22 protein-coding genes are annotated in these 18,489 nt (G+C 58.6%); 12 read left to right on the plus strand and 10 right to left on the minus strand.

From position 1 onward, the window contains the following. Positions 1-3 precede the first annotated feature (3 nt). The 3 genes from ACR0CG_RS16295 to ACR0CG_RS16305 form a co-directional block, all read right to left on the minus strand. Entirely contained in the window at positions 4-546 is a 543-nt protein-coding gene (locus ACR0CG_RS16295; protein WP_480526274.1) for a hypothetical protein, read from the minus strand. Positions 547-579: 33 nt separating this feature from the next. Further along, entirely contained in the window at positions 580-870 is a 291-nt protein-coding gene (locus tag ACR0CG_RS16300; protein ID WP_170681515.1) for a hypothetical protein, read from the minus strand. Between the two features lie 373 nt (positions 871-1,243). Further along, positions 1,244-2,842, minus strand: coding sequence for a phosphoenolpyruvate carboxykinase (locus tag ACR0CG_RS16305; protein WP_170681513.1), 1,599 nt, complete (start codon positions 2,840-2,842; stop codon positions 1,244-1,246). Positions 2,843-2,921: 79 nt separating this feature from the next. On the opposite strand from ACR0CG_RS16305, the gene ACR0CG_RS16310 reads away from it, so the two are divergent. The 8 genes from ACR0CG_RS16310 to ACR0CG_RS16345 are packed head-to-tail and all read left to right on the plus strand — an operon-like array spanning position 2,922 to position 8,614. Beyond that, positions 2,922-3,167, plus strand: coding sequence for a hypothetical protein (locus ACR0CG_RS16310; protein ID WP_170611894.1), 246 nt, complete (start codon positions 2,922-2,924; stop codon positions 3,165-3,167). 21 nt (positions 3,168-3,188) lie between these two features. Then, positions 3,189-3,893 (plus strand): response regulator, encoded by a 705-nt coding sequence (locus ACR0CG_RS16315; RefSeq protein WP_170611892.1) that lies wholly within the window; start codon positions 3,189-3,191, stop codon positions 3,891-3,893. Positions 3,894-3,926: 33 nt separating this feature from the next. Further along, on the plus strand, positions 3,927-5,645 hold the full coding sequence (locus ACR0CG_RS16320; RefSeq protein ID WP_480526277.1) for an ATP-binding protein: 1,719 nt from the start codon (positions 3,927-3,929) through the stop codon (positions 5,643-5,645). A 4-nt stretch (positions 5,646-5,649) separates the two neighbouring features. Next, the gene (locus tag ACR0CG_RS16325) at positions 5,650-6,120 is read left to right on the plus strand and encodes an HPr kinase/phosphorylase (protein ID WP_480526279.1); all 471 of its coding nucleotides are present in this window, start codon (positions 5,650-5,652) and stop codon (positions 6,118-6,120) included. Next, positions 6,105-6,998: an RNase adapter RapZ gene (gene rapZ, locus ACR0CG_RS16330; RefSeq protein WP_480526281.1), complete on the plus strand. Its 894-nt coding sequence runs from the start codon at positions 6,105-6,107 to the stop codon at positions 6,996-6,998. The genes ACR0CG_RS16325 and rapZ overlap by 16 nt, the downstream gene beginning before the upstream one ends. Further along, complete coding sequence (locus ACR0CG_RS16335) at positions 6,995-7,387, plus strand: PTS sugar transporter subunit IIA (RefSeq protein ID WP_170611883.1); 393 nt, start codon at positions 6,995-6,997, stop codon at positions 7,385-7,387. The genes rapZ and ACR0CG_RS16335 overlap by 4 nt, the downstream gene beginning before the upstream one ends. A gap of 17 nt (positions 7,388-7,404) precedes the next feature. Beyond that, positions 7,405-7,674, plus strand: coding sequence for an HPr family phosphocarrier protein (locus tag ACR0CG_RS16340; protein WP_170611881.1), 270 nt, complete (start codon positions 7,405-7,407; stop codon positions 7,672-7,674). A 40-nt stretch (positions 7,675-7,714) separates the two neighbouring features. After that, the gene (locus ACR0CG_RS16345; protein ID WP_480526283.1) at positions 7,715-8,614 is read left to right on the plus strand and encodes a lysophospholipid acyltransferase family protein; all 900 of its coding nucleotides are present in this window, start codon (positions 7,715-7,717) and stop codon (positions 8,612-8,614) included. Positions 8,615-8,693: 79 nt separating this feature from the next. On the opposite strand, the gene ACR0CG_RS16350 is transcribed toward ACR0CG_RS16345, so the two are convergent. Continuing rightward, positions 8,694-9,569 (minus strand): 3-hydroxybutyryl-CoA dehydrogenase, encoded by an 876-nt coding sequence (locus ACR0CG_RS16350; RefSeq protein ID WP_170805976.1) that lies wholly within the window; start codon positions 9,567-9,569, stop codon positions 8,694-8,696. Positions 9,570-9,731: 162 nt separating this feature from the next. Between ACR0CG_RS16350 and ACR0CG_RS16355 the strand changes: the two genes are divergently transcribed. Continuing rightward, positions 9,732-10,544, plus strand: a complete 813-nt coding sequence (locus ACR0CG_RS16355) for a DUF6473 family protein (RefSeq protein ID WP_480526286.1) — start codon at positions 9,732-9,734, stop codon at positions 10,542-10,544. Positions 10,545-10,603: 59 nt separating this feature from the next. Here ACR0CG_RS16355 and ACR0CG_RS16360 read toward each other — a convergent pair whose 3' ends face one another. From ACR0CG_RS16360 to ACR0CG_RS16385, 6 genes are all read right to left on the minus strand, one after another. Next, positions 10,604-11,533 (minus strand): electron transfer flavoprotein subunit alpha/FixB family protein, encoded by a 930-nt coding sequence (locus ACR0CG_RS16360; RefSeq protein WP_480526288.1) that lies wholly within the window; start codon positions 11,531-11,533, stop codon positions 10,604-10,606. Next, positions 11,533-12,291: an electron transfer flavoprotein subunit beta/FixA family protein gene (locus ACR0CG_RS16365; protein ID WP_170611874.1), complete on the minus strand. Its 759-nt coding sequence runs from the start codon at positions 12,289-12,291 to the stop codon at positions 11,533-11,535. The genes ACR0CG_RS16360 and ACR0CG_RS16365 overlap by 1 nt, the downstream gene beginning before the upstream one ends. Positions 12,292-12,577: 286 nt before the next feature. Further along, on the minus strand, positions 12,578-13,150 hold the full coding sequence (locus ACR0CG_RS16370) for a cob(I)yrinic acid a,c-diamide adenosyltransferase (RefSeq protein WP_480526290.1): 573 nt from the start codon (positions 13,148-13,150) through the stop codon (positions 12,578-12,580). Continuing rightward, positions 13,151-13,354 carry a twin transmembrane helix small protein gene (locus ACR0CG_RS16375; protein WP_170611869.1) on the minus strand — a complete coding sequence of 68 codons (204 nt, stop codon included), beginning with the start codon at positions 13,352-13,354 and terminating at the stop codon, positions 13,151-13,153. A gap of 75 nt (positions 13,355-13,429) precedes the next feature. Continuing rightward, positions 13,430-14,257, minus strand: coding sequence for an SDR family NAD(P)-dependent oxidoreductase (locus ACR0CG_RS16380; RefSeq protein ID WP_480526292.1), 828 nt, complete (start codon positions 14,255-14,257; stop codon positions 13,430-13,432). A gap of 69 nt (positions 14,258-14,326) precedes the next feature. Continuing rightward, entirely contained in the window at positions 14,327-14,956 is a 630-nt protein-coding gene (locus tag ACR0CG_RS16385) for an SH3 domain-containing protein (protein WP_480526294.1), read from the minus strand. Positions 14,957-15,154: 198 nt separating this feature from the next. Here ACR0CG_RS16385 and ACR0CG_RS16390 point away from each other — a divergent pair, with 198 nt between their 5' ends. From ACR0CG_RS16390 to ACR0CG_RS16400, 3 genes are all read left to right on the plus strand, one after another. Beyond that, positions 15,155-17,503, plus strand: coding sequence for a DNA topoisomerase IV subunit A (locus tag ACR0CG_RS16390; protein ID WP_480526296.1), 2,349 nt, complete (start codon positions 15,155-15,157; stop codon positions 17,501-17,503). Positions 17,504-17,601: 98 nt separating this feature from the next. Then, positions 17,602-18,192, plus strand: coding sequence for a hypothetical protein (locus tag ACR0CG_RS16395; protein WP_170681495.1), 591 nt, complete (start codon positions 17,602-17,604; stop codon positions 18,190-18,192). A gap of 116 nt (positions 18,193-18,308) precedes the next feature. After that, positions 18,309-18,489: GTP-binding protein (locus ACR0CG_RS16400; RefSeq protein ID WP_480526299.1), on the plus strand; the 181-nt coding region annotated here is incomplete at its 3' end.

An 18,489-nucleotide genomic window follows, 5' to 3' on the forward strand; every position in this document is an offset into this window, starting at 1 on the left:
GGGTCAGGCCCGGCTGTCCGCGTAGCGGAACGAGAAGTAGAGGATCAGCATCAGAAAAAACAAGCCGGAGATATCGCCGATCAAAAAGGCGATGTATTCCGCCGTGGCGCTGCCAAAGGCCATGTTGGTCAGGATCGACACCAGAAATGACGTGACAATCCCCACACCCATGACACAGGCCCAGCATGGCCGTTTGCCAGGCCGGGGAAACAGGTCCCAACCAAGCCCCTTACACAGATAAAACACCGCAGGCGCGGTCGCGACGGCAATGACCATTGCCATCAGGCGGCTGGGCAGGAACACGTCCCATCCGCCGACATAAGCGAAGACGATGAAAACACCCGGCAGCAGTGCAAAAATGGCGCGCCATCCCAACAGCCAGGCGGCCAGAACCCGTACGCCATGCGGCAGAAACAACAGGCTGGCCCGGCTGGGGTATTCCGGAAAAAACACGTTCTGAAGGGGCATCAGAACCTCAAACGTGAGGAACGATACCACCACATAGGCCAAAGAGGCGTAGAAGGTTTCGGTAGCCCATTTTCGCACGACAATCAGCCGTCGTCACGAAACGCGGCGGCTTCATCTGGGTGCATGAACGATATACCGCCCCCGGTTGGCGCTGCCGCTTTGTGACAGGTACCCTTTCTGGACCAGCGATTTCAGCGCGCGGAAGAATGTCGGGCGCGAAACGCTTTTGACAAGGGTGTGTTCGATCAAACCGAAAGTGCGCACTTCCTCGTCGGATTTGGACAGTTCCTCGGCGGCATAGTAGATATCGCGCTCAACCGGAGAGAGCTTCTCGAGGCCCAGCGTTTGTTCCATGCTCTGCATGAGTTTGCGCAATTCAGTGAGTTTCGAAATTTCCGTCATGATTGTTCCGTTTTCCCCTTAATCAGGTTTCAGACACCCGAGGTGATGAGAAACATGCAGTGTGGTGCTGTACTTGGCATGTCTCATATTGACACTCATCCCTCTGGGACTAAACTGGTTTCCTGATTAGGCTGCTCAATTTCCAAGGTGAGTGAGTTCTTGAGAGCTGCCCAAAAGTTCTTTCAGTTGCGGCCCGGTGCGTTTCGTGCCGGGCATTTTTTTGACCTTAATGAAAACGTGGGTAGCGCAATTTGCCGCATCAGGCAATGCAATTGCCAACACATATGGGTGAATACATCTATATGGAGAGTAGTGCCGCGCCTTTCACCCGGGTCCGGATGAAATCAGGGGCGCTGCGGCCCCTGAAATTGCCTTATCCGATCGCGACGGCTTTGATGTCTTCGTCGATAAAGGGCAGATATTGCTCAAAGTTTTCGGCAAACATCTGCACCAGTTTTTCAGCCTGTTTGTCGAAGGCCGCCTGATCGTCCCATGTGCGGCGCGGGTCCAGCAGGACTTCGGGCACACCGGGAACCGAAACCGGAACGTCAAAGCCAAAGCTGGCATCCTTGCGGAATTCCGCATCCGCCAGCGACCCTTCCAGCGCCGCAGTCAGCAGCGCGCGGGTTGCCTTGATGGGCATCCGGCTGCCAACGCCGTAAGCGCCTCCGGTCCAGCCGGTGTTCACCAGCCAACAGGTCGCGCCGTGCTGGGCAATCTTGTCCCGCAGCAGGTTGCCGTAGGCCTCGGGGCGGCGCGGCATGAAAGGTGCGCCAAAACAGGTCGAGAATGTGGGCTGAGGCTCGGTAATGCCACGCTCGGTACCGGCGACTTTCGACGTGAAGCCTGACAGGAAGTGATACATCGCCTGCGCCGGTGTCAGCCGCGCAATCGGGGGCAGAACACCAAATGCGTCGCAGGTCAGCATGATGATATTCTTTGGATGGCCGCCCAACGCCGATTTCGATGCGTTCGAGATATACTCCAGCGGATAAGCGCAACGCATGTTCGCTGTCAGGGAATCGTCGTCGAAATCCAGTTTTTTGGTCTCGGGATCGAAGACCATGTTCTCGATCACCGTGCCGAATTTCGTGGTGGTGGCGTAAATCTCGGGTTCTGCCTCGGCATTCAGGTTGATGGTCTTGGCATAGCAGCCACCTTCGAAGTTGAAAGTGCCGCGGTCGGACCAGCCGTGCTCGTCATCGCCGATCAGCACGCGGGACGGGTCGGCGGACAAGGTGGTTTTGCCGGTGCCGGACAGGCCGAAGAACACGGCGGTATCAACCGGGTTGCCCACAGCATGGTTGGCCGAGCAGTGCATCGGCATCACGCCCTTTTCGGGCAGCATGTAGTTCAGCAGGGTAAAGACCGACTTTTTGTTCTCACCTGCATATTCTGTGCCGCCGATCAGGATCAGCTTGCGGTCGAAGTTCAGCGCAATCACGGTCTCGCTGCGGCAGCCGTGCTTTTTCGGGTCTGCGCTGAAACTGGGGCAGTTGATGACGGTGAAATCCGCGGTGAACTCGTCCAGGTCAGCGCGGTCCGGCCGTCGCAGCAGGTGGCGGATGAACAGGTTGTGCCAGGCCAGCTCGGTGACCATGCGCACGTTGATCGAATAGGCGGGATCGGCGCCACCGACGAGGTCCTGCACGAAATAGTCGCGACCCTTCATATGGGCCAGCATATCTTCATATAGCGCGTCAAAGCCCTGGGGGGTCATTGCGGCATTGTTTTCCCACCAGATGGTGTCGGCGACGCTGTCGGTCTTGACGACATGCTTGTCTTTCGGAGACCGGCCTGTGAATTTGCCAGTCGTAACCAGAAACGCGCCGCCATTGCCCAGCGTGCCCTCGCCGCGCTTCAGCGCCTCTTCGATCAGCGCCGGTTCCATGAAGTTGTAATAGACATTGCCCAGACCCTCGATGCCCTGATCCTCGAGGCGGAATTGCGGGTTAACCCGTCCAGATGTCATGTGTGTCTTCTCCTGTGGCGGCGCGAAGGCTGTTTGGCCTTATGCGCTCTTGGGGCAGTATGCCGGGAAAAACCGGCGGATGGGCGGGTCTTATCACGGTCATTTAGGGCATGAACAGGACGGTTTGGCGCAGTTAGCGCAACCAAGTACAAGTTTAGCGCCACCAAGAATTTTCCGCCAAAAATCTGGGCGGCAATTTGCGGGCAGCAAGGCAAATTTGCCGCAAGCTTGCCCCAAGAAAGGCACGATTCGCAGTTACGGATTGATTCGGCGTCCTAAAAACGCCAACAATGCCTTACAAATAAGCCAATTATTGCAAGAGTGAGCAGGAATAGGGATGAACCCGATGTCAAAGATTGCACTGGTGGATGACGACAGGAACATTCTGACGTCGGTATCCATGACGCTCGAAGCCGAGGGTTTTGAGGTCGAAACATATAATGACGGGCAGGCTGCCCTGGATGCATTCAACAAGAAATTGCCGGACATGGCGGTGCTGGACATCAAGATGCCCCGCATGGACGGCATGGACCTGTTGCAAAGGCTGCGCCAGAAAACTCAGATGCCGGTGATCTTCCTGACATCCAAGGATGACGAGATCGACGAGGTTCTGGGCCTTCGCATGGGCGCGGATGACTATGTCAAAAAGCCTTTTTCACAGCGTCTTCTGGTTGAACGTATCCGCGCGTTGCTGCGCCGGCAGGAAGCGACCGAGGGCGATGTGTCCGCTGCCGCCTCTGGCGACGCCAAGGTCATGGAGCGTGGCGAGCTTCGGATGGATCCGCTGCGCCACGCCGTAAGCTGGAAGGGCACCGATGTTTCGCTGACAGTGACCGAGTTCCTGTTGTTGCAGGCGCTGGCGCAGAGACCGGGGTTCGTCAAAAGCCGCGATCAGTTGATGGATGTGGCCTATGACGATCAGGTTTATGTCGACGACCGCACCATCGACAGCCACATCAAGCGGCTGCGCAAGAAAATGCGTGCGGCAGATCCTGAGTTTTCGGCCATCGAAACCCTGTACGGCATCGGGTACAGATACAACGAAGAATAAGAACAGCCTTCTGATAAGGGGTAGCCGGGTCTCGTGCGCGATACCGAACAAGCCAATGCGCTGCGCGACGGAGATGTCGTTCTGGGGGATGACTGGGTCATCCCGCATGATCCCGAGTCCCATGAAGTCAGGGCAACGCGGTCGCGACGCAATCTGTTTTCTCTGCGCGGCTCTCCTCTGGCGCGCAAGATCATCACGTTCAACCTGATCGCCCTGGTCATTCTTGTTACCGGGTTGCTGTATCTGGACGATTCACGCAAGGAGCGGGTCCAGCAGACGGCGCGCAATCTGGTGGGTGATGCCCAGCTGGTCAGCAACGTGTTCGAAACCCAGCTGCGTCAGGCGGACTCCGACGGCCCCCGGGACGCTGCTGATCTGGATGTCAGGGACACGCTGTCCGGACTTACACTGCCCGATGGCGGCGAGGTCTTCATTTATGATACCCAGGGCACCCTAATTGGCTGGACCCGAGGCGCTTCGCTGCCGGCGCAAATGCCTCTCGGGTTGGAGTCAGGGGCCGATGCGCCAACCGGCAGTACAGTTATCAGTGACGGTCTCAATGCCGTCTGGATGGGTCTGACGACAGTATTCACGAAACCGCAGGAAACCGATCCACCGACGCTTGCACAACGCGTACAGGAAATCATCCCGCAGGCATTGCTGGGCAATGTTCAAATGCAGGCGGTTCAGGATGATGCAGGGGAAACCGCAATCGTTGCGGCTGCGCCCATTCTGTTCGAGGGAAGCCCGGTCGGTGCCGTTGCCATGGCCGGTCCGGCCGGTGAGATTGATGCGCTTGCCCGGCAGGAGCAGGAGCGCATTCTACAGATGTTCGTGGTGGCCCTGCTGGTGTCCGTCGGCCTGAGCCTTGTTCTTGCATCAACCATCGCCAACCCGCTTGCGGATCTGGCGGCGGCTGCCGAGATGGGCAGGGACAGAGGGGCTGGTGTCAATCCGGGCCGCATTCGAATTCCCGACCTCAGCGCCCGCCCCGATGAAATCGGGCAACTCAGCGGAGCGCTGCGAGGGATGGTGACTGCGCTTTACAACCGGATCGATGCGAACGAGCAGTTTGCGGCGGACGTGGCGCATGAAATCAAGAACCCGCTTGCAAGCCTGCAATCGGCAGTCGGGACGCTGCGCATGGTCAAACGCGACGACCAGCGCGAGAAACTTTTGGGCGTGATCGAACATGACGTGCGGCGCCTGGACCGGTTGGTCAGCGATATTTCGAACGCATCCCGACTGGATGCCGAATTGGTCAAAGAAGAGGAGCAGCCCTTTGATCTGCTCAAGCTGCTGGGCAATCTTGGGCAGTATCTGGGCGAAGACGCCCGGTCGAAAGGGATCGACTACATCACCGATCTGCCGCCCGATCCGATTATGATCAACGGGCTTGAGGCGCGACTGGCACAGGTTTTCGTCAATCTGATCACCAATGCGATTTCCTTCTGCGAGGAAAGCGATGCCATTCGGGTCTGGGTACGACAGCGCGAGAACCGGGTTCTGGTGGTGGTTGAAGATACCGGTCCGGGCATACCCGATCAGGCGCTGACCAAAGTGTTCAAACGCTTCTACTCGCAGCGCCCGGTCGAGCATTTTGGGAACAACTCGGGCTTGGGACTTGCGATTTCAAAACAGATTGTTGAGGCCCATGGCGGCGTGATCTGGGCGGAGAACATCCGTCCGACCGAAGCGGACATAACTTCGGATCCTTTGGGCGCCCGGTTTGTTGTCGGGCTTCCTTTGTAGGCATATGTCCAGCCCGACCCTTTCTGCCATCGAACAACAGAACACAGCTTGTATCCATGCCGCTTGCGTCAGCATCGAAGGGCACGGCCTTCTGATCGTGGGGCGTTCGGGCGCGGGCAAGTCGTCACTGGCGCTGCAGATGATGGCGCTGGGGGCGAGTTTTGTTGCGGACGATCGGGTCAATCTGCATGTACGGGATGGCCATGTGATCGCCGACGCCGTTCCGGAGCTGCGGGGCGTGATCGAGGCGCGTGGTATCGGCCTGTTGCGCGCAGATCCGAAGGGGCCGGTTCCTGTCAGCGTCGTTGTAGATCTGGACCAGAGCGAACCCGCACGTTTGCCCGAGCCACGGATGGTGGTTCTGCTGGGGCATCCTGTTCCCTTGCTTTGGGGCGGTGAAGTCCCCAATTTGGCCGCAGCATTGGTGCAATTAATGAAAATGGGACGAATGGATCCGGAATGGCCCGGGAACTGACAGCACAGCGGCGTATCGTTCTGGTCACCGGGCCTTCGGGTGCCGGACGTTCGACCGCAATCCACGTTCTCGAAGACCTGGGCTTTGAAGCCATCGACAACCTGCCCATGGGGTTGTTGACACGCCTTCTGGATGGCCCGGAAAGCGACCGGCCCATGGCGCTTGGGATCGACGCGCGCAACCGCGATTTTTCAACCATCGGATTCATTGAACTGGTGGCGAAACTCAGCCGGATGGAACAGGTCGATCTGACCACCCTTTATCTGGATTGCAGCGATGACGTGCTGCTGCGGCGCTTTTCCGAAACCCGTAGGCGGCACCCGGTGGCAAGGGATTCCAGCCCCGAATCCGGCGTACGCCAGGAAAAGGAACTGCTGGCCCCGATCCGCGAAATTGCCGATACGCTGATCGACTCGACAGCACTGAATGTCCATCAGTTGCGCGATGAGGTCGAGCGATGGTTCGCACCTCAGGGCGGCCGGCATCTGGCGGTGTCGATTGAATCCTTTTCGTACAAGCGCGGCCTGCCAAGGGGACTGGACATGGTGTTTGACTGCCGGTTTCTGGCCAATCCGTACTGGCGCCCTGAATTGCGCGCGGCCGATGGTAGAAACCCGGATGTTGCAAGCTATGTTCAGTCGGATATGAACTACCGACCGTTCTTCGACAGAGTCGTCGATCTGCTCAGGCTTTTGCTGCCGGCCTTCCGGGCCGAGGGCAAGGCGCATCTTTCGGTTGCGTTTGGCTGCACAGGTGGGCAACATCGCTCGGTCGCGATGGCCGAAGCGGTCGCAAAAGCCCTTGCGGAAGAGGGCCAGCAGGTGGCAATCAGACACCGCGAAATGGAACGACGCTCGTTGAATGTGAGGCCGGATTGATCGGGATCGTAATTGTAGCGCATGGCAGGCTGGCCGAAGAATACCTGGCCGCGATGCAGCACGTGGTCGGGACACAGCCGGGTCTTGTCGCGATCCCGATCGAGGCCGATCATGATCGCGACGCCAAACAAAGCGAAATATGCCGTGCCGCGGATCAGGTCGACGCCGGCGACGGTGTCGTTGTCGTGACTGACCTGTTTGGCGGCAGCCCGTCGAATCTGAGCATGCGGGCCTGCGCCCCGCAGGATCGTCGCATACTTTACGGCGCAAACCTTCCCATGTTGATCAAACTGGCCAAAAGCCGCCACTTGCCCGTCGGCGATGCCGTCCGGCAAGCGATTGAGGCTGGACGAAAATATATCAATGCGCAGAATGTCACGTTGGACTAAAATTGGATTAATAGACCATGACCACCCGAAGCTTGAAAATTATTAACGAAAAGGGCCTGCACGCCCGTGCCTCAGCCAAGCTGGTCGAGGTGGTCGAGGGATTTGATGCCAGTGCCGAGGTTTCGCGGGACGGACTTTCTGCATCCGGAGACAGTATTATGGGCCTTTTGATGTTGGCAGCATCGCGCGGAACCACTATTGACGTCGAGACGTCCGGACCGGATGCTGAGGCGTTGGCGGAAGCCTTGGAAACTTTGGTGAACGACAAGTTCGGAGAGGGATTCTGAGCCGGTCCTGCCAGGACAGGAAGAACGGGAAAACCAGGAATTGGCGGAAACAACGCACGAGACCAAGACGAACCCGGTGGTAGATGGGGCCGGTGAACAAGGCGAAATCTATGATCGCAGAACGCTGACCTACGCCAACTCGTTTGACGATGCCTGGACTTCGGCTGCCATTCGGGTCATCGAATGGTGCACCGGAAAACTGACCATTTTGCGAATGGTCAATAAATTCGAGAAAAAGAACGAGTTGTATCGCGGCCAGCGTTTCTGGGGCGGCGCGCTCGAGGTGATGGGCATCAAACTGACCACGCCGCAGGAACAGATCGATCGCATTCCCAAGGAAGGCCCGGTCGTTGTGGTCGCCAACCACCCCCATGGCATGGTTGACGGCATGATTTTTGCCGAACTGATCGGCCGCGTGCGCAGCGATTATCGCATCCTGACCCGCTCGGTTCTGACCGGCCTGGATGAAGCTGCGACATCGTTCATGATCGCAGTTCCGTTTCCGCACGATCCCGAAGCCCAGGCCAAGATGCTGGAAATGCGCGGCAAGGCGATGGAACACCTCAAGGACGGCGGCGTGGTAGCCTTGTTCCCTTCGGGCGTGGTGATGTCTTCGGACAGTTGGTTCGGCCCCGCACAGGAACGGGAATGGAACGTCTTTACGGCGAAGATGATCCGCCGGTCCGGTGCTCAGGTCGTGCCGATCTTTTTTCCTGGTTGCAACTCGCGCTGGTATCAGATCGCAAACCGTGTTTCCCCGATCCTGCGTCAGGGGCTGCTGCTGCACGAGATCGTAAGGTCCTGCAACAAACCGCAATCTCCGGTCATCGGTGATCCGATATCGCCGGACGACATGCAACTACTCGAAAAAGACCCGCGCGGGTTCATGGCATGGCTTAGAAAGCACACCTTGGCTCTGGGCGGTGGGACCAGGGCCTGATCCGCGTCTTCATCTGGCTGAAAATATCCCGGGGGTGAGCCCGGATGAAATCCGGGCGAGGGGGCTGGCCCCCTGTGCGTCAGCGCGTTGGTATTGGGACTTCGCCACGATAGTCATAAAACCCGCGCTCGGTCTTGCGGCCCAGCCAGCCGGCCTCGACATACTTTGTCAGCAGTGGACACGGACGGTATTTGGTGTCGGCCAGACCCTCATGCAGCACATTCATGATCGCCAGGCAGGTATCCAGGCCGATGAAATCCGCCAGCTCCAGCGGCCCCATCGGATGATTGGCGCCCAGCTTCATTGACTGGTCGATGGACTGAACGCTACCGACACCCTCATACAACGTATAAACCGCCTCGTTGATCATCGGCATCAGGATCCGGTTCACGATGAAGGCCGGAAAATCTTCGGCGCTGGCTGCGGTCTTGCCCAACCGGTCCACAACAGCTTTGCAGGCTTTGTAGGTCGCTTCATCCGTTGCGATGCCGCGGATCAACTCGACAAGCTGCATCACCGGTACAGGGTTCATGAAGTGAAACCCCATGAACCGTTCCGGACGGTCGGTCCGGCTGGCGAGACGCGTGATCGAAATAGATGAGGTATTCGAAGTCAGGATCGTATGGGGCTGCAGATGCGGTTGAAGGTCCTCGAAAATGGCCTGCTTGATCGTTTCGCGTTCGGTCGCGGCCTCGATCACAAGATCGGTTTGACCCAGTTTAGGCAATTCAAGCGTGGTCGCGATGCGCAAAAGGGCGGCCTGCATTGCCTCGTCGGTGATCTTTCCGCGGGACACTTGCCGGGCAAGATTGCCTTCGATCGTCGCCAGAGCATTGTCCAGCGCCTCCTGGCTGACGTCGGTCAGAAGGACGTCATATTCCGCCAGCGCCAAAACATGGGCGATGCCATTGCCCATCTGGCCCGCGCCGATCACTCCGACTGATTTTACATCCATGTTCAGGTGCCTTTGTCCCATAGGTTGATCCGACACTATCGGCAGATCGGGGCGGGCGGCAAGGGGTTGGATCAGGCTGAATTTGCTTCAAATGCGCACATTAGGGTTTTATCAATTCCTGCGGCCGCAAGATGGCACCCGGGTGAAAAACAGGTGGGTGTTATGAGCTATCTTCAGGTCGGCTCGGACCGGGTCGATGTTGCCGTTTGCCAATATGAACAATCCAGGCTCTGGTTTCGCGGGCCTGAGAAGCGACCGGACAAGTCCTCAGTGGTTTGTGTTGGCGGCGACGAAACATTCGGGCGGTTCGTGGATCAGCCGTTCCCTTCAGTGCTGGAAGGGCGTGTGGGAAAGTGTTGTGTCAATCTGGGCAGCCTGTTTGCAGGGGCCGAGGCGTTGGTGCGCGATCAAGGGATACTGAACCTGGTGAATGGTTCCGGCCTGTGCGTGCTGCAAATCCCCGGGCTTGCTGATCAGTCGAACCCATTTTACCGGGTGCATCCCCGCCGAAATGATAGGTTTCTTGAGCCGACGCGTAAACTCGTAGACCTTTACCCCGAAGTTGATTTCACAGAGTTTCACTTCGTGAAGCATCTTTTGACGCGGCTATTGGATCTTGGGGCCGCCCGGTTTGCGGTGTTAGCCCAGGGTTTGCAGGATCAGTGGTGCAAAAACCTGCAGTCCTTTCTCGAGCGTGTTGGACCGCCAGTGATATTGCTGTGGCTGCGTGTGCACAGGCAATCGCCATGCGATGTTGGCGGGCAATTGCAGATCGATAGGCCCATGGTCGAGCAATTCCGATCGCAATGCGCGGGTATCGTCGAGTTGTCGGTCAGCGTTGCCGGCGCTTCGGACGAACTTGAGGACGTGCTGTTCGGAACATTGCAGCAGCCCATGGCAGAGCACATGATCGGCCCGGCCGCACACAGGGCCATCGCGGATGCTCTGGTGCCGGTTGTTCAAGATCTGAACTGAAAAAGGCCCGCCTTGTGGCGGGCCTTGAAGATTTCTCATCGAGAAAATTGTGTTCTTGATCAGCCAAGCTTTTCGGTCAGTTCCGGAACGGCCTGGAACAGGTCGGCAACCAGTCCGAAGTCGGCGACCTGGAAGATCGGCGCTTCTTCATCCTTGTTGATCGCGACGATGACCTTCGAGTCCTTCATGCCGGCCAGGTGCTGGATCGCGCCCGAGATGCCTACGGCAACGTACAGGTCCGGAGCCACGACCTTACCGGTCTGACCCACCTGCCAGTCGTTCGGAGCGTAACCCGAGTCGACCGCCGCGCGCGATGCGCCAACAGCGGCACCCAGCTTGTCAGCCAGAGCTTCGATCAGTTTGAAGTCTTCTTCGGAGCCAACACCGCGGCCACCTGAAACAACAACGCCAGCCGAGGTCAGCTCGGGGCGGTCGCTGGCCGCAACCTTGTCCTCGACCCAGGACGACAGGCCCGGACTTTCGCCGACCGAGATGGTCTCGACCGGGGCCGAACCACCTTCGCCAGCCGCGTCAAAGCTGGCAGTCCGCAAGGTGACAACCTTTTTGGCGTCGTTCGATTTCACGGTCTGGATCGCGTTACCTGCATAGATCGGGCGTTCGAAGGTCGAGCCGTCGACAACGCCAGATGCATCCGAGATCACCATCACGTCCAGCAGCGCTGCAACGCGCGGCATCACGTTCTTTGCGTCGGTGGTGGCGGGTGCCACGATGTGCTCGTACCCGTCGGCCAGACCCACGATCAGCGCTGCGGTCGATTCCGCCAGGCGGTGGCCCAGCGAAGCGTCTTCGGCAACCAGAACCTTGGAAACGCCGTCGATCTTGGCAGCAGCTTCACCAGCGGCAGCGGCGGAACCGCCAGCGGCCAGAACGGTCACATCGCCCAGAACTTTCGCGGCATTGACGGCCTTGGCGGTGGCGTCCAGCGACAGCTCACCATTGTTGACTTCAGCGAGAAGAAGAACAGCCATTACACAGCCCCCGCTTCTTTGAGTTTCTCGACTAGCTCGTCGACCGAGCCCACGATGATGCCCGCAGCGCGTGCCGGCGGCTCTTCGGTCTTGACGATTTCCAGACGCGGAGTGACGTCGACGCCGTAATCGGCGGCGGTTTTCTCGTCCAGCGGCTTTTTCTTCGCCTTCATGATGTTGGGCAGCGACGCATAGCGCGGCTCGTTCAGACGCAGATCAACGGTCACGATGGTCGGCATCTTGACGCTGATGGTCTGCAGGCCGCCGTCCACCTCGCGGGTGATCTTGGCAGTGTCGCCTTCAATGTCCAGCTCGGACGCGAAGGTGCCCTGGCTCCAGCCCAGCAGGGCCGACAGCATCTGGCCGGTGGCGTTCATGTCGTTGTCGATCGCCTGCTTACCCGCCAGAACGATGCCCGGCTGTTCTTCCTCGACCACTTTGGCAAGGATCTTGGCAACGGCCAGCGGTTCGATGTCCTGATGCACGTCATCGGCAGCAACGACCAGAATGGCGCGGTCCGCGCCCATGGCCAGAGCGGTCCGCAGCGTCTCCTGCGCCTGCTTCACGCCGATCGAGACGGCCACGACTTCCTCAGCCTTGCCAGCCTCTTTCAGGCGGATCGCCTCTTCCACTGCAATCTCGTCGAACGGGTTCATCGACATCTTTACATTGGCGAGATCAACACCGCTCCCGTCCGCCTTCACGCGAACCTTCACGTTGTAGTCAATCACGCGCTTGACAGGCACAAGTACCTTCATTTTTGCGTACGCTCCTTACAAAAACGGCAAGCCGCGTCGCGACTCCACCAATGCTCTCGGGGTGTAGATAGCGTCTCAATCCGCGCGACAACAGAGCAAAATCGTCACGTCGTAAGCTTGAGACGTCGCGTTTCATGATTTTTTTACGTAGCGGTAGTGTCGCAGTGGGAACAGGTTGGTGCGCGACGGGACGAGTGGCAGACCGGAACAGACGCTTTACTGTGATTGTCGGGCCGAGGCCTCACCCTTCCGGTCGCCACCGGGTCTACAGGACACCGTGCCGCTTTCAGCGGTTCGCGCCCGGAACCCACAAAACGTCAGCCTGGCCGTCGTTGTTGGCGCAGCGGGCGGCGACGAAGAACCAATCGCTCAGCCGGTTCAAATATTTCACGGCGACTACGTTGACGGGCTCCATATTGGACAGTTCGACCACCAGACGCTCGGCACGCCGCGACACCGTGCGACATACATGCAATTGCGCCGCCAGCCGGGTGCCGCCCGGCAGGATGAAACTGCGCAGTGGCTCCAGCCGTTCGTTCATGGAGTCGATCTCGGCTTCCAGCCGGTCGATCTGTGCCGGAGCGATCCGCAATGGCGGGTAATCCGCCTCGGCATCCTTTTCCATATCGGGACGGCACAGATCAGCGCCCAGATCGAACAGATCGTTCTGGATGCGCGCCAGCGCTAGTTCAACATCGCCATCAGCTTCAGCGCGGGCGACGCCGACAAAGGCGTTCAGTTCGTCCACCGTGCCATAGCCAGCCACACGGCCCGAGTATTTGGCGACCCGTTCGCCATTGCCAAGCGCGGTTTTTCCATCGTCGCCTGTGCGCGTGTAGATTTTGTTCAGAACAACCATTTATTGCCCTCCCTGTCCGCGCAGATAGACGTAGAGCACAATCAGCACCACGGCAATGAACTGAAACAGGATGCGCAGGCGCATCATCTTGTTGCTTTTGTGGGCCGCTTCGGTCCCACCTTTGCCAAAGTTTGCAATGCCCAAAGCCAAAACGACGACAACTGCCGCCATGGCCAAAAGCAAGACCAGCATGATCAGGTCCATGGAGCCCTCGTCCGCGTTTGTTTTCACGCCTCCATCTAGCGGGCGCAGCGGCAAAAGCGAATGGGTTTTTGTGTCTCAGCCCAATGACAGAATGCGATCTATGGTTTTTGTGGACAAAACCCGGCGCAGATACCCGGCGATGTAGGTGGGCGTGGTGACGTAATAGCGCGCGCGCGGTCTTTTCGCGCTCACGGCAATCGCGAGTTTGTCGGTCACGGCTGATGCGGGCAGTTCAAACCGGTCGGGGCCAGAAGATTCGTAGAGGCGCGTCAGCAGCGAAGTCTCGTATTTTTCCCGCAATGCCGAGTTTTCCCAGTCGATGAACCGTTCAAACACCGGGATCGAGTTTTCCCGAATCTTCGAAGTGATCGGCCCGGGTTCGATCAGGACGACCTTAATATCGGTATCCCTGAGCTCCAGCCGCAGGGTGTCGGTCAGACCCTCGATCGCGTATTTCGTCGCGACATACGCACCGCGCCAGGGGAACGCGACCAGTCCAAGCACCGATGAGCATTGTACTATACGACCGTGACCCTGACGCCGCATCACCGGGATGACCCGCCGGGTCAGCTCATGCCAGCCGAAAACATTGGATTCGAATATGACACGCAACCCATCCGTCGGCACGTCTTCTATCGCACCGGGCAATCCATGTGCACCATTGTTGAACAGTGCATCCAGTGTGCCGTCGGTCGCTTCGAGCACCTGTTCCAGGCCTGTTCGTATACTCTCCGCATCTGCATAATCGATTCGCGGACTGTCAAAGCCCTGTGCCCTCAGCCTGTCGCAGTCGCGCTGTTGGCGGCAGGCCGCGAAGACTCGCCAGCCGCGGGCGCGCATCCCATGAGCCGCATCCAGGCCAATACCGGAAGAGCAGCCTGTGATCAGAATGGATTTCTGCATGTCATCCCCGAGATGTTCTTTTGCCAAAAGCTATGGCGCGGTCCCGGTCAGGACAATGACATCGCTGTGTCAGTTTTCTGTTTTTCGGATCAGTGAGGCGGAAATCCATCCGATCTGTTGCCCGGGCAACACGCGCAGCCGCAGCCATCCGGTTCCCGAATCGCCAATCACTTCGACCTTCTGTCCGATCGAAACCTTGCCAACGACCGGATAGATCGTGCCGGGCCCATCGCGCATGTTGACGCGGGTGCCCGTAACTTCGCGGATGTCTTTTGCGGGCTCGGTGGGGGCAACGGTCTGCGTAACCCCGTCAGGCACCTCAGGTGTGATCTGACGCAGCGCTGCCGCGCCCTGATCCAGAGACGCCAGAGAGAATGTCGCGGCCTGATCGCCAAACAGGGACAGGTCTGAATTCAGCCCAACAGCAACCTGCGTCAGCTGTGCCTGAGTATCGACCTGAACAGGCGCTGGTTCAGGTTCCAGCTTTGGCTTCTCGGGTTCGACCGGCCTAATAGCGGCTTTTTTCACAAGGTCTTCCGCCGGGGCCGGGGCAATCTGCTTTGGTGCAGGTTTGGGAACTGACGCCACTTGCACAGGTTTTTCCGTGCGCAGGCCGCGCGGCTCGAAATCGGGGCCGCCGCTCATCACGTAGAAGCTCCATCCGAGCAGAGCAAAGGTAACAAGTATAAGGCGCGTCATGACGCAATCCCCCGGGTAATCGCAACAACAAACAGGCAGCATTCAATTGATGAAAGTTTAGCATAGCTTGGGGATTGAGTCGAAAGATGGGGGAAATCCGGGGCTTGCCTCCCCGTGTTGCAAAAAGCGCGACTTGTCCCCAGTAAATTGTGCCCTGCTTGCTTTACCACGCCGCGCTTGCGTCGTATCACATCATATATGAACGACACGATCGACGACCCCAACATGGAGACCCCCGGCAACGGGGGTGAGGTAGCCGAACCGCTGCGCCGCGCGATTGGCGAACGCTATCTGACCTATGCGCTGTCCACCATCATGCACCGGGCGCTGCCCGACGCGCGGGATGGGTTGAAACCGGTGCATCGGCGAATCCTCTATGCGATGAGAGAGCTGCGACTCAGCGCAACCGGAGGATTCAGGAAGTCGGCCAAGATTTCCGGCGATGTGATGGGCAACTATCACCCGCACGGGGACGCCGCGATTTACGACGCGATGGCGCGTCTGGCGCAGGACTTCAACGTCCGTTACCCGCTGGTCGACGGTCAGGGGAACTTTGGCAATATCGACGGCGACAACCCGGCGGCCTCGCGATACACCGAGGCGCGGATGACCATCGTGGCCGAGGCGCTGTTGGAAGGTCTGAACGAGGACGCCGTCGATTTTCGCGACAACTATGACGGCACGCTGACCGAACCAGTCGTGCTGCCCGCACAGTTTCCGAACCTGCTGGCCAACGGCTCCAGCGGTATCGCGGTGGGGATGGCGACCAATATCCCGCCGCACAATATCTCGGAACTCTGTGATGCCTGTCTGCATCTGATCAAAACGCCGGACGCGCGTGACGACACGCTGCTGAACTATGTTCCCGGCCCGGACTTCCCGACCGGCGGCGTGATTGTCGAGCCGCCAGAGAATATCGCACAGGCCTATCGCACCGGGCGCGGTTCGTTCCGTCTGCGCTGCAAGTTCGAGGTCGAGGATCTGGGGCGAGGTCAGTGGCAGATCGTTGTTACCGAGATCCCCTATCAGGTTCAGAAATCGAAACTGATCGAAAAGATCGCCGAACTGATCCAGACCAAGAAAATCCCGATCCTCGCGGATGTCCGCGACGAATCTGCCGATGACATTCGCCTGATCCTGGAACCACGCTCCAAGAACGTGGACCCCGAGGTGCTGATGGGGATGCTCTATCGCAACTCGGACCTTGAGGTGCGGTTCAGTCTGAACATGAACGTTCTGATCGACGGGGTGACGCCCAAGGTTTGCTCGATGAAGGAGGTGCTGCGCGCTTTCCTCGATCACCGGCAAGAAGTGCTGATCCGCCGCTCGCGTCACCGTCTTGGCAAGATCGACCACCGGTTGGAGGTGTTGGAGGGCTTTATCGTCGCGTTCCTCAACCTCGACCGCGTAATCGACATCATCCGCTACGATGACGACCCCAAAGCCGCGCTGATGCGCGAGGATTGGGGCATCGATCACGTCCGCGCGACCAACGAGGCCGACTATGTCTCGCCCAAGCCAGGTGAGGGCGAGCTGTCCGAGGTGCAGGTCGACGCCATCCTCAACATGCGCCTGCGCAGTTTGCGCCGTCTGGAAGAGATGGAGCTGGTGCGTGAGCGTGATGAATTGATGCTGGAGCGCGCCAACCTCGAAGACCTGCTGGCCGATGAGGGCCTGCAATGGGCCAAGATCGCCGAGCAGTTGAAAGAGACCAAGAAGACATTCGGCAAAGACTACGAAGGCGGCGCGCGTCGTACGCGGTTCGCCGAAGCGGGTCAGGTCGAGGAAGTGCCGCTTGAGGCGATGATCGACCGCGAGCCGATTACGGTCGTCTGCTCTCAGATGGGGTGGATTCGCGCCATGACCGGCCATATCGACCTGAAGCGTGAACTGAAGTTCAAGGACGGTGACGGCCCACGATTCATTTTCCACGCCGAAACGACCGATCGCCTGCTGGTGTTTGCCTCGAACGGGCGATTCTACACCGTCAGCGCCGCCAACTTGCCCGGCGGGCGCGGCATGGGCGAACCGCTGCGCCTGATGGTTGACCTGCCGAATGAGGCGCAGATCATCGACATTTTCATTCACAAGCCAGGCCGAAAGCTGCTTGTCGCATCGGGTGCGGGCAACGGCTTTATGGTGCCCGAGGATGATGTGCTGGCCCAGACCCGCAACGGCAAACAGGTGCTGAACGTCAAAGGCGATGAAACCGCGATGATCTGTAAACCGGTGGATGGGGATCACGTGGCCGTTGTGTCTCAGAACGGCAAGTTCCTTGTGTTCCCGACCGAAGACCTGCCCGAGATGACACGTGGCAAGGGCGTGCGCCTTCAGAAATACAACATGGCGCGCGGCCGCCAGGGCACGCTGGAGCTGGATGGCGGGTTGTCCGACATCACCACTTTCAACTGGGAAGAGGGCCTGAAGTGGTCGATGGGTGGTGACAAGACCCGGCACGAGGCCGATATGTCCCAGTGGCTGGCCAAACGTGCCAGCGTTGGTAAAAAACCTCCCTATGGCTTCCCGCGCGACTATAAATTCTCGTGATCAGGGCGCGCTTACGGGTGGATTTCTGCCGATACGACTTGGCACAGGCCGTATCGGTGCGCTAGATCAAAGAAAAACAGGCCTATCGAGACGAGAACATGTTGCGCATTCTGACCCTGATCACCGGATTGGCCCTGATGGCCGCCTGCACCCAGACGCAGGTTTATGAAGAGCCAGAATCGCTGGGCGAATTCAAGCTGCGGGTCAACTATGCCTTTGCCGAAAAGGCGGTGCAGGGCCCGGTGTCGCGGGATGCGACGCCTGATGAATGGACCGCAGCCATTCAGAACGCGGTCGACATTCGCCTGGGTCGCTACTCCGGTGCACAGGAATATGACATCGGTATCAGTCTGGAAGGCTATATGCTGGCGCCTCCGGGCATTCCCGTGATCTACAATCCCAAAAGCACGGCGATTGTTTTGGTAAACGTGTATGACGTGAACAAGAAAGAGTTTCTGGCCAAGGGCAAACAGTTTCAGGTTCTTGAGGACACGACCGGCGGAAGTGCCCTGAAAGGCTCGGGGCACGAGCGGACCAAAGAAGAGCAGATGAGCGGGCTTGCCCTAAAAGTCGCCGACCGGGTTGAGGAGTGGCTGGCCGAGGAACACAAGGACAACGGCTGGTTTGATCGGCGGCCCGATCTGATCCGGCCGCTCGAATCCGGGGATGTTACGCAAAATCCGGCATAAGGGGCCGCTTTTCCCTCAGGATGTGCTTGATTTTCCCCTTTGAACCAAATATCTCGCGCGCGCAGATGTAACCACGGGACCAAGGGTCCCCCAAATCGCAAAAGGGCGCCTGAGGAATGGCAAAGGAAAAGTTTGAGCGTACAAAACCGCACGTCAACATCGGCACGATTGGCCACGTTGACCATGGTAAGACCACGCTGACCGCAGCAATCACCAAGTATTTCGGTGACTTCAAAGCGTATGACCAGATTGACGGTGCGCCGGAAGAGAAAGCGCGCGGCATCACCATCTCGACCG

The sequence above is a fragment of the Ruegeria sp. AB8 genome (assembly GCF_056542605.1).